This window comes from Mesorhizobium sp. LNHC232B00 (genome assembly GCF_000502435.1).
In the GTDB taxonomy this organism is placed as follows: domain Bacteria; phylum Pseudomonadota; class Alphaproteobacteria; order Rhizobiales; family Rhizobiaceae; genus Mesorhizobium; species Mesorhizobium opportunistum.
Genome location: NZ_AYWP01000003.1, coordinates 328,682 through 340,003 on the forward strand (window position 1 = coordinate 328,682; position 11,322 = coordinate 340,003).

The window sequence follows — 11,322 nt, forward strand, 5'->3', positions numbered from 1 at the left end:
GAATTTGCACGAACCGGGAAAACATATCACTTTTTGGCGAGCCGCTTCACTGCTTTCTTTGCCGCATGGACAAACCGGTGACGACATCAGCGCAGGAGACCGCGCTTGCCTGCCTCGACGGCATCCAGCCGTCGCTGTCGCAGTGGACGCGCACCATCTTCGATTTCGGCGAGACCGCATGGCGCGAATACCAGTCGGCCGCCTGGTATGTCGCGCGGCTGAAGCATGAGGGCTTTTCCGTCGAGGAAGGCTCGGGCGGCATGCCGACCGCGTTCTGCGCCCACTGGACGAATGGCGCCGGGCCGACGATCGGCCTTTATGCCGAATATGACGCGGTGCCCGGCAACTGCCAGGACGCAGTGACCGTGAAGCAGCCGCGGCCCGGCCTTGGCTTGGAGGCCGGGGGCCACACCGATCCGCATTCAGGGCTCGGCATGGCGAGCCTCGGCGGCCTGCTTGCCGTCAAGGCTGCCATGCAGCGGCATGGCATTGCGGGCACGTTGCGCTTCACCGGCGAACCTGCAGAAAAGGTGCGCGGCTCGAAGCCGATCCACGCGGCCAAGGGCTATTATGACGGCCTTGCCGGCATGATTTCGTTCCATCCCTTCTACATGCTGCCGCTCTGCAACACGGCGCGCTGGGACACGCATTGCGGCGCGGCCTATTCGATGATCTACCGCTTCGTCTGCGACGAACCCGAAAATTGGGTTCGCACAGGCGATGGTGCACCGATCCCGCAGGCGCATTCGGCGGTGCGGGCGCCCGGCGCCAACGACGCGCTGATGACGATGTACATGACATCCAAGGCGCTGCGCGATTCCATGCTGCCGCACCAGGGCGGCTGGTCGATCAGCGAGGCGATCCTGACCGCCGGCCAGGCCACCGCCGACAATCTGCCGGCGGGGCTGGCCGAGATCCAATACATGATCCGCGCGCCGACCATTGCCATGGCCGAACAGGTCACTGCCGTGCTCGATCGCAATGCCACGGCCGCCGCCGCGATCAGCGGCTGTCGATTCGAGCGTCACTGGGTATCGAAGTCGCGGCCGGGGCTTGCCAACCATGCCATGGCCGAGATCGCCTATGCAGCGCTGTCGACGGTCGGGCCGCCGCGCTGGGACGAGGCCGCCAGGGCGGTCGGGCGCGAAATCCAGGTCAATGCCGGGGGTACCGCGACCGAGAACCCGTTCATAGACGAGCTGGAACGGCTGATTTCGCCACAGGAGGCCGAGGAAATCCTGCGCCGTGACCTGCCGCCGTCACAGTTGAATTCGACCTCCGACGACTACACCGACATGAGCTGGCATGCGCCCACGGCAAGGGTCTATGTCGCCCGTCCGGCGCTGCGTTCGGCAAGCGGCCAGCCCTACCCGGCCTGGGTGATGAACGCGCTTGGCGGCATTGCCGCGACGATTGATCCGATGGTCATCTGCGCGGCCAAGACGGTCGCGCTGGCGGCGCTGCGCCTGCTCGAGGACAAAACCGCACGCGATGCGGCGATGGACGAGTTCGTCACCCGTACCGGCGGCGGCATCGGCGGTACGAACTGGATCGCGCCGCTCTGCGACTACGAACCGCCGATCCATTTCCGCTGGCCCGAATATGTCACCACCGCGCGCGGCCGCGACTGGTGGATACCGAGCGGTCAACCCAATCAAACCGCATGATCAGAGCACGAGGAGAGCCCCATGACCGTCCATGATCGCATCGTCGCCGAACCGTTCTCGCTGCAACGCCGCAACCCGGCCGGCGGCACCAAGCCGCTGACCGTCTGGGGCTTCGCCAACGAAACCGACGTCTTGACCGACGTGCTGCTCGGCTCGCCCAATTTCCTGCGCCATCTGTCGACCAGTTCGCTGTCGCGAAAGCATCTGCGCGAGGCGCCCTGCAACGTCCAGATCGCGCAGGCGCAGCATAAGGACCTGGTCGCCGCCTATGAGCATTTCGGCGTCAACATCCATTGGCACGAGCCGACGCCGGAACTGCCGATGCAGGTTTACTCGCGCGATTCCAGCGTGATGACGCCTTATGGCGCCATCATCACCGCCATGGCCAACTGGTGGCGGCGCGGCGAGAACTACGCCGCCATCCGCACCTACGAGAAACTCGGCATCCCGATCTACGACATGGTCACGGCGGGCACCTTCGAGGGCGGCGACTTCAACGTCATCGAGGACGGCGTGGTGCTGATCGGCTGCGGTGGCGCCCGCACGCAGGAGGAAGGCGCCCGCCAGGTGCAAGCCTGGTTCGAAAAGGAAGGCTGGGAGACGCGCATCGCCTTCATCGACGAATATTACGTCCATATCGACCTGATGGTGGTGCCAATCGCCGAGAAGCTCACCGCCGTCTGCCTCGCCTGCACCGAGCCCGGCATCGTCGACTGGCTGAAGGGCAAGGGGCACGAGATCATCGACGTGCCGTTCCAGGACACGATGGCACTCGGCTGCAATTTCATGTCGCTCGGCAAGGATCGGGTCATCGCGCCGACCTCCAGCCAAACGCTGATCGGCCAGCTCAAGGCGCGCGGCTTCGAGGTCGCGGCGGTCGACATGAGCGAGATCTCCAAGACCGGCGGCGGCATCCACTGCATGGCGCAGGCGCTGAAACGCGAAGCGGCCTGAGACCGCGCGCTCGCCAGTATCGGGAAGGCGTGCGCGACGTTTGACCTGGACGGGTCCGTGATGCCGATCCGACGCGTTGTCCATGATCACAGGATGGACAACGCGTCGGATCAGTTTTACGAGTCGGCCCAACCAGCGGAGATGTTCGCCTCCCCCAATGAACAAGATCGATACCCACAACAGCAAGGGCAGTGACGAGCGCTCGACCGCCACCAGCCTCTTGCGGCTTGGCACGAGGCTGAAGCTCTCCCGGCAGACACGGGGCCTGACCCTGAAGGCGCTCGCCACCGCCGCCAACTGCTCCGAGAGCCTGCTTTCCAAGGTCGAGAACGGCAAGGTCTCGCCCTCGCTTCCCATGCTCCACCGGCTTGTCGAGGTGCTCGGCACGAACATTGGCTGGATGTTCGAGGAGTCCGATGGCGAGGAAGGCATCGTCTTTCGAGCCGGAGCGCGGCCGTTGATCGCGCTCGATCCGCTCCGGCGCGGCGAAGGCATTTCGCTCGAGCGTGTCATCCCCTATTCGCCGGGCCATCTCCTGCAGTGCAACATCCATCATATCGAGGCGGGCGGTGAAAGCGCCGGCCCGATCCAGCATGCCGGCGAGGAAGTCGGCTATCTCCTGGAAGGCGCCATCGAACTGATGGTCGGTGAGAAGACATTTCGCCTGTCCGCCGGCGATTCCTTCGTCTTCAATTCGGAACTGCCCCATTGGTACCGCAATGTCGGCGACGAACGCGCCAGCATTTTCTGGGTGAACACGCCCGCGACATTCTGACAGGCGGTCTCCCTTCGCCGACGCTAATTCAAGTCACTTGACAAGAAATCACGTATCTTGAATTATGCCCATGCGCTCAGGCGCCATGTGAGCCCGATCAAGGGCCTTTTTCGCAAAACCAAGGGGAACCGGAATGCGTCTTACAAAGATCCTTTCAGGCTGCGCCGCGGCCATCGCCATGACCTTCGCGCTTGGTTCTGGCTCCGCCATGGCCGAGACTTATGCACTCGTCACCATCAACCAGCAGGCTCTTTTCTTCAACCAGATCAATGACGGAGCAACAGCCGCTGCGAAGGCTGCCGGCGTCGACCTCGTCATCTTCAACGCCAATAACGTGCCGAGCGCGCAGAACGACGCGATCGAGAACTACATCACCCAGAAGGTCGACGGCATCATTCTCGTCGCCATCGATGTCAACGGTGTGAAACCGGCGATCACCGCGGCCAAGGCCGCCGGCATTCCGGTCATTGCCATCGACGCGCAGATCCCGAATGGCGACAATGTCGCCTTCGTCGGCGTCGACAACACCAAGGCGGGTGAGGATATCGGCAAATTCTACGCCGACTATGTCAAGACCAAGATGAATGGAACCGCGAAGATCGGCGTTGTCGGCGCGCTCAATTCCTTCATCCAGAACCAGCGCCTCGACGGTTTCAAGAAGGCCGTCGCCGACAGCGGCCAGAAGGTCACCTTCCTCGATACGGTCGACGGCCAGAACGTGCAGGACGTGGCCCTTTCCGCCTCGGAAAACCTGATGACCGCTAATGCCGACATGACGACGCTCTATGCGACCGGCGAGCCGGCGCTGCTCGGTGCGGTTTCCGCCGTCACCAGCCAGGGCCGCACCGGCGACGTCAAGGTGTTCGGATGGGATCTGACCAAATCGGCGGTGCAAGGTCTCGAGGAAGGCTGGGTGGTCGCCGTCGTCCAGCAGGATCCGGCTGGCGAAGGCAAGGCCGCCATCGAGGCCTTCGGCAAGCTCAAGAAGGGCGAGAAGATCGATCCGATCATCAATGTTCCGATCACCATCGTGACCAAGGAAAATGTCGGCCAGTTCAAGGACATGTTCAAGTAGTATCCTCCCCGGACCGCCGGGCCGCGCATCGACCTGATTGGTTGGCCGCGCGGCCCGACGACCGATTGAACATGTCGTCCTTCGAGAACTGGAACCGTGATGAGCGATGGCGAGACCTACCGCGTCAGGATGACCGGTATTTCCAAACGATACGGCCCCATCCAGACGCTGGATGATGTTTCGCTGACATTGAAGCCCGGCGAGGTGCTCGGCCTGGTCGGCGACAACGGCGCCGGCAAATCCACTCTGAGCAAAGTTTTGTCCGGCGCGGTCATTCCGGATGCCGGCAGCATCGAGATCGATGGCAAGGCCGTGTCCTTTTCCTCGCCGGCCGATGCCCGCGCCGCTCGGGTGGAGATGGTCTACCAAGACCTTTCGCTCTGCGACACGGTGGATGTGGCGGGCAATCTCTTTCTCGGCCGCGAACCGCGCCGCCACGTTCTTGGCGTCCCCTTTCTCGACAACAGGCGCATGCATGGCGAGACGCGCGAGATGCTCGACCGCCTCGGCATCGTCATCGCCGATACCAGGCTCAAGGTCGAAAACCTCTCCGGCGGCCAGCGGCAGTCGATCGCCATCGGCCGTGCCGCCTCCTTCGACCCGTCGGTGCTGATCATGGACGAACCGACGGCGGCCCTTGCAGTGGCGGAAGTCGAGGCGGTCCTGGAGCTCATCCGTGCCGTCAGCGCCCGTGGCGTCAGCGTCATCCTCATCACCCATCGGCTGCAGGATCTGTTCCTGGTCTGCGACCGCATCCAGGTCATGTACGAGGGCCGCAATGTCGCAGAACGCAAGATCGGCGACACCAGCATCGAGGAGGTCGTCAACCTGATCGTCGGCCGGAAATTCAATGCGCGGTCGGCGCGTGCCAGCCGCGATGAGGGGGTACAGCCATGAACGCCACCTCGCCGTCCGCCGAGATTGGCGTTTCGCCGCCCAAATGCGCCCACAAGGGAACGTGGAAGGATGTGGCGATAGCCAATGGCAGCGTCGTCTCCATCGCGCTGTTCTTCATCGTCGTCTGCGTGATCTTCTCGCTGGTCACCGGTTCCTTCCTGACGACGCCCAATCTGCTCAACATCGTGCGCCAGTCGGCACCGCTGCTGATCGTCGCGGCGGCGATGACCTTCGTCATAACCACCGGCGGCATCGATCTCTCGGTCGGTTCGGTGCTGGCGCTGACGGCGACGCTCTCGGCCGTTGCCCTCCAAGCTGGCCTGCCGTGGCCGCTGGTGGTCGTCGCCATGCTGGCGCTTGGAGCGGCGATCGGCGCCCTGCAGGGCTTCTTCATCGCCTATGAGCGCATACCGGCCTTCATCGTCACGCTTGCCGGGCTTTCCGTCATCCGTGGCGTTGCGCTGCTGATCACCGGTGGCTATTCGATCCCGGTCGAGCCGACCAGCTTCTTCGTCAACATCGGCAGGGCCTGGTTCCTCGGTGTGCCGGTGCCGGCACTGCTCGCTCTTCTCGTCCTGATCGTCGCCTATCTCGCCTTCAACCAGACGCCGTTCGGCCGCTATGTCACCGGCATCGGGGCCAATGCCGAAGCCGTGCGCCGCGCCGGTGTCGACACACGCTTCATGACGCTCTTCGTCTACATCCTGTCGGGCATGGCGGCGGCGGTCGCCGGTGTCATTCTGGCGGCCCGGCTCGGCTCCGGCTCATCGAATTCCGGCCAGGGTTTCGAGCTCGATGTCATCGCCGCCGTGGTGCTTGGCGGCACCAGCCTGTTCGGCGGGCGCGGCACGATCATCGGCACCATACTCGGCGCGCTGACCGTCGCGGTCATCGGCAACGGCCTGATCCTGGCACATATGTCGCCCTTCCTGACGCCGATCGTTACCGGCACAATCATTCTCGTTGCCATCTGGCTGAATTTCCGGCTGTTCAAGGGCGCAACGCGGAGCCGCTGACATGGATCATCTGTTCGACGATACGCCAAGGCAAAGGGCGCCGATCGGTGTTCGCTCCGGCACCGTGATGACGGTTGCCGGCCCGGTCGCGATCGCCGACATGGGCGTGACCCTGATGCATGAGCATATCTTGCTCGATGGTTCGACATCGTGGAAATGCCCCTGTCATCCCGACGAGAAGAAGATCGCCGAGCAGCCGGTCAGCATGGAGATCATCGGCGAGCTGCGGATGAACCCCTACATGAACCGCGACAACGTCTCGCTCGACGACAGCGACCTGGCGCTTTCGGAGCTGGCGAAGTACAGGGCGCTCGGCGGCCACACCGTCGTCGATGCGACCAATATCGGCATCGGCCGCGATCCGGTGAAGCTGGCGCGCATCGCCCGCAGTTCCGGATTGCGGATCGTCATGGGCACGGGCTTCTACCTGCAGCACACCCACCCCGACTGGCTGAAGGCGATGGACGTCGACGATGTCACCGAATTCCTCGTCAACGATGTCGGCGGCGGGGCGGTGCAGCCCGAGATCATGGCCGGCATCATCGGCGAGGTCGGTGTCAGCAAGGATTTCACCGACGAGGAACGCAAGTCGCTCCGAGCTTCGGCGCGCGCCTCCAGGATAACCGGCGTGCCGCTGACCATCCACCTGCCCGGCTGGGAACGGCTGGCGCATGACGTGCTCGACGTCGTCGAGGCGGAAGGCGCCGATCTCAGGCACACGGTGCTTTGCCATATGAACCCGAGCCACGACGATCTCGCCTACCAGAGAAGCCTTGCCGCGCGCGGCGCCTTCCTGGAATACGACATGATCGGCATGGATTTCTATTATGCGGACCAGGATGCGCAGTCGCCTTCGGATGAGCAGAATGCGCAGGCAATCCGCTCGCTGATCGACATGGGCCTGGTCGATCGGCTTCTTCTGTCGCAGGACGTGTTTTTGAAGATCATGCTGACGCGCTTTGGCGGCTTCGGCTACGGCTTCCTGCTCAAGCATTTCGTGCCGAGACTGAAACGCCATGGCGTCGAGCAGTCGGCCATCGACCGCATGCTCATCGACAATCCAAAGACCGTGTTCGCCGAAGGCCCCTGAGCCGCGGCCCAAAGCAATCAAGGAGTATATATGTCCAGGAAGAAAGTTCTTCTCGCAGGCGAGTCCTGGGTCTCGACCGCGACCCATATCAAGGGCTTCGACCAGTTTCCGACCGTGACCTATCACACCGGCGCCGATGAACTGCTGGCCGCGCTGAAGGACGGTCCGTTCGACGTCACCTTCATGCCGGCGCATGAGGCGCAGCGGAATTTCCCGCAGACCATGGACGCGCTTTCGGCCTATGACGCGGTCGTGCTTTCCGATCTCGGCGCCAACACGCTGTTGCTTCACCCCGACACCTGGATCCATTCCAAGCCGACGCCGAACCGGCTGCGCCTGCTGCGCGAGTATGTCGGCAATGGCGGCGGCCTGCTGATGTTCGGCGGCTATTACAGCTTCCAGGGCATCAACGGCGGCGCGCGCTATCACAAGACGCCGGTCGAGGATGTTCTGCCGGTGACGTGCCTGCCCATCGACGACCGTGTCGAGGTTCCGGAGGGCTATGCGCCGGCCGTCGTCGGTCCGCAGGATCATCCAATTCTCAGGGGCTTGGGCAAGGATTGGCCGATCCTGCTCGGCTTCAACGAGGTCACGGTCAAGGATGGTGCGGAGGTTCTGGCCACCGTATCTTCCGACTACCGTTCGCTGCCGCTGCTGGTAACCGGCAAATATGGCAAGGGCCGGACCGTCGCCTGGACCTCGGACGTCGGCCCGCACTGGCTGCCTCCGGGCTTCATCGCCTGGGGCGGCTACAAGACCCTGTTCGAACAGATGCTGGGCTGGGCAACGGCCAAGGACTAGCAAGGGATTAGCCATGCGCGTCCATGTCATCGGCAATGTCTGCGTCGATACGACGTTTCGGCTGGACCGGTTCCCGCGGCCCGGCGAGACGCTGAACGCATCGGAGCACGCCGACGGACTTGGCGGCAAGGGCGCGAACCAGGCGGTGGCCGCCGCGCGCACCGGAACCGAAGTCCGGTTCTGGACGGCGATCGGCAATGATGTCGCCGGGGCATGGATAAGGGAACAACTGCGCCGCGACCTCGACACCAGCCATCTGACGATGCTGCCCAAGGAGAGCGACCGCTCGACGATCATCGTCGATGCGCGGGGCGAGAACCTCATCGTCACCGGTGCCAGTTGCGCCACTGCCTTCGATCCCCTGGCAGAGAGTGGTTTCGCGGCCTCGATCGAACGCGGCGACATCGTCGTGATGCAGGGCAATCTCCATCCGGATGCAACGACAGCCTGTCTGAGGACGGCGCATGAAGCGGGTGCCGTGACCATCTTCAATCCAAGCCCGCTTGCAACTGGTGCGACGCCGCATTTGAGCGACGTCAGCCTCGTCATCGCCAATGCGGGCGAAGCGGCGCAACTGACCGGAACAGGCGATCCTGACGCGGCAGCCCGCGAGCTGATCCGTCGAGGCGCAGGCACCGCTGTCGTGACGCTTGGGGCGCTTGGCTGCCTCGTCGCCGACGGTGAAGGACGGATCGAGCGGATCATGGCGCCCAAGGTGGCTGTGACGGACACCAGCGGCGCGGGTGACGTGTTTTGCGGTTGCCTCGCCGGCTGCCTTGCCGCCGGCATGGATCTCGCTGCAGCGGCCAGGATTGCGGTTCGCGCCGCGGCCATCTCGGTCGGACGCGCCGGAACGCTCGGCTCCTGCCCCGACAGGCAGGAGATGAAAACGCTCATGGAAACGACGGAAGCGGAAACCGCATGACAAAACCCCCCAAATCCATCGGCTCCAAGCAGGGCGAGAACGACGCTCTGCGATCGATCTTCGGCAGAAGCAAGGTGGTGATCGGCGTCGTCCATCTCGCACCCCTGCCGGGCGCGCCGCGCTATGAGGGCGAGGCGGTCGAGGCGATCTACCAGCGCGGCCTCAACGATGCCAAGGCGTATCTCGATGGCGGTTGCGACGGCGTGATCGTCGAGAACCACGGCGACGTGCCGTTCGCCAAGCCGGATGACATCGGCCCAGAAACCTCCGCCTACATGTCGGTCGTCGCCGACCGTATCCGCCGCGAGCTTGGCCGGCCGGTCGGCATCAACGTGCTCGCCAATGCCGCCATTCCCGCGCTGTCGATCGCCAGTGCCTCCGGTTCTTCCTTCGTGCGCGTCAATCAATGGGCCAACGCCTACGTCGCCAATGAGGGCTTTATCGAAGGCGAAGCGGCGCGCGCCATGCGCTTCCGTGCCAGGCTTCGGGCCAACGGCATCCGCATCTTCGCCGACGCGCATGTCAAGCATGGCGCCCATGCGATCGTCGGCGACCGGCCGGTCGAGGAACAGGTCAAGGACCTGGTGTTCTTCGATGCCGATGCGGTCATCGCCACCGGACAGCGCACCGGCCATGCCGCCGACCTCGGCTATATCAGGATGATCAAGGACGCGGCCGGATTGCCGACGCTTGTCGGCAGCGGCGTGACGCCCGACAACGCCAACGACATCCTCGACATCGTCGACGGCGTCATTGTCGCGAGTTCCCTGAAGCATGACGGGGTCTGGTGGAACCAGGTCGACCCGCAACGGGTGAGCGCCTTCATCCGTGGCCTCAAGCGATGAGGCTTGCGCCGCAGATCGACGGCGAAAGACTGCTGCGACGGCTCGACGCGTTTGCCCGGATCGGCGCGACGCCGGCCGGGGGCGTCAACCGGCAGGCGTTCAGCGTCGAGGATCGAGGCGCCCGGCGCCTGCTGGCGGAATTGGCGCTGGACCGCGGATTCACCGTTTTCCAGGACGGGATCGCGAACCTCTTCATCCGTCGCGAGGGCGCGGACGCAGCACTGCCGCCGCTCCTGATCGGCAGCCATCTCGACAGCCAGCCAACGGGCGGCCGCTTCGATGGGGCGCTCGGCACGCTTTCCGCCTTCGAGGTTCTCGAAGCCCTCGAGGACGCGAGGGCTGAGACCCATATGCCGATCGAGGTCGTCGCCTGGGCCAATGAAGAGGGCAGCCGCTTCGCCCCGGGCGTGATGGGCTCCATGGCGTTCACCGGCGCCGACACCGCCGCATGGAAATCGATCGTCGGCAGCGACGGTGCCTCCCTCGCAAAGGAACTCGACGCGACGATCGCAGCCTTGCCGGAGGCTGCCCTGCGTCCGATCGGCGTGCCGATATCAGGTTACATCGAGCTGCATATCGAACAGGGGCCTTCCCTGGAAAAGGAGCAGTTGCCGATCGGTGTCGTGACCGCCGTCCAGGGCACGCGCTGGCTGGAGGTTTCCATCGAGGGCACCGCCGGTCACGCCGGCACCACCGGCCTTGCCTACCGCAGGGATCCGATGGTCGCCGCGATTGCCGCGATACACAGGCTGCAGACGACGATCATGCCGCTCGACAGCAGCGCGCGGCTGACCGTAGGCCGGATCGCCGCCCAACCAGGATCGATCAACGCCATACCGCAGTCGGTGACCTTCACCGTTGACCTCAGGCATCCGCGGCCTGAGCGGCTTGATGCCATCGAGGCCGAGGCGCGCCAGGCCTGCACGGCCGAGGCGGAGGCACAGGGCTGCATGGCAACGATCAAACGATCCTTCGACATGCCCGGCGCTGCTTTCTCCGCCGATATGATCAAGATCGTCGAAGACGCTGTCAGGTCGCTGGGGCTGTCGCACAAGCAAATGATATCAGGCGCATTCCACGACGCGCTGTTCATCGCCCGCGTGGCGCCCGCCGCGATGATTTTCGTGCCGTGCCGCGATGGGCTCAGCCACAACGAGGCGGAGTATGTGGAGCCCGCGGACGCGATCACCGGAACGCGGGTCCTGCTGCAGGCGGCCATCGCGGCGGCTTCGTCGCTTGGATTGCGGCGATAGTCATTCGAGACCAACAAACCTTGC

General features: G+C 64.2%; 11 protein-coding genes. All 11 read left to right on the forward strand.

The window, feature by feature from the left end:
- Positions 1 to 65: 65 nt before the first annotated feature.
- The 11 genes from X743_RS162675 (at position 66) to X743_RS162625 (ending at position 11,298) form a co-directional block, all read left to right on the forward strand.
- Positions 66 to 1,667, forward strand: a complete 1,602-nt coding sequence (locus tag X743_RS162675) for a peptidase M20 (protein ID WP_031257494.1) — start codon at positions 66 to 68, stop codon at positions 1,665 to 1,667.
- 21 nt (positions 1,668 to 1,688) lie between these two features.
- Positions 1,689 to 2,621 (forward strand): dimethylarginine dimethylaminohydrolase family protein, encoded by a 933-nt coding sequence (locus X743_RS162670; RefSeq protein WP_023764372.1) that lies wholly within the window; start codon positions 1,689 to 1,691, stop codon positions 2,619 to 2,621.
- Positions 2,622 to 2,778: 157 nt separating this feature from the next.
- On the forward strand, positions 2,779 to 3,396 hold the full coding sequence (locus tag X743_RS162665; RefSeq protein WP_023764373.1) for a cupin domain-containing protein: 618 nt from the start codon (positions 2,779 to 2,781) through the stop codon (positions 3,394 to 3,396).
- A 133-nt stretch (positions 3,397 to 3,529) separates the two neighbouring features.
- Positions 3,530 to 4,471 carry a substrate-binding domain-containing protein gene (locus X743_RS162660; protein WP_013896446.1) on the forward strand — a complete coding sequence of 314 codons (942 nt, stop codon included), beginning with the start codon at positions 3,530 to 3,532 and terminating at the stop codon, positions 4,469 to 4,471.
- A 99-nt stretch (positions 4,472 to 4,570) separates the two neighbouring features.
- Positions 4,571 to 5,368, forward strand: coding sequence for an ATP-binding cassette domain-containing protein (locus X743_RS162655; RefSeq protein WP_023764374.1), 798 nt, complete (start codon positions 4,571 to 4,573; stop codon positions 5,366 to 5,368).
- Positions 5,365 to 6,384: an ABC transporter permease gene (locus tag X743_RS162650; protein ID WP_023764375.1), complete on the forward strand. Its 1,020-nt coding sequence runs from the start codon at positions 5,365 to 5,367 to the stop codon at positions 6,382 to 6,384. The genes X743_RS162655 and X743_RS162650 overlap by 4 nt, the downstream gene beginning before the upstream one ends.
- Before the next feature lies 1 nt (position 6,385).
- A complete protein-coding gene (locus X743_RS162645) occupies positions 6,386 to 7,474 on the forward strand; it encodes a phosphotriesterase (RefSeq protein ID WP_023764376.1) in 1,089 nt (362 codons plus the stop codon).
- A 30-nt stretch (positions 7,475 to 7,504) separates the two neighbouring features.
- Positions 7,505 to 8,275 (forward strand): glutamine amidotransferase, encoded by a 771-nt coding sequence (locus X743_RS162640; protein ID WP_023764377.1) that lies wholly within the window; start codon positions 7,505 to 7,507, stop codon positions 8,273 to 8,275.
- A gap of 13 nt (positions 8,276 to 8,288) precedes the next feature.
- Positions 8,289 to 9,200, forward strand: coding sequence for a ribokinase (locus tag X743_RS162635; RefSeq protein ID WP_023764378.1), 912 nt, complete (start codon positions 8,289 to 8,291; stop codon positions 9,198 to 9,200).
- Positions 9,197 to 10,045, forward strand: coding sequence for a BtpA/SgcQ family protein (locus X743_RS162630; protein ID WP_023764379.1), 849 nt, complete (start codon positions 9,197 to 9,199; stop codon positions 10,043 to 10,045). Before X743_RS162635 ends, X743_RS162630 begins: the two co-directional genes overlap by 4 nt.
- A complete protein-coding gene (locus X743_RS162625) occupies positions 10,042 to 11,298 on the forward strand; it encodes a Zn-dependent hydrolase (protein ID WP_023764380.1) in 1,257 nt (418 codons plus the stop codon). The genes X743_RS162630 and X743_RS162625 overlap by 4 nt, the downstream gene beginning before the upstream one ends.
- Positions 11,299 to 11,322 lie beyond the last annotated feature (24 nt).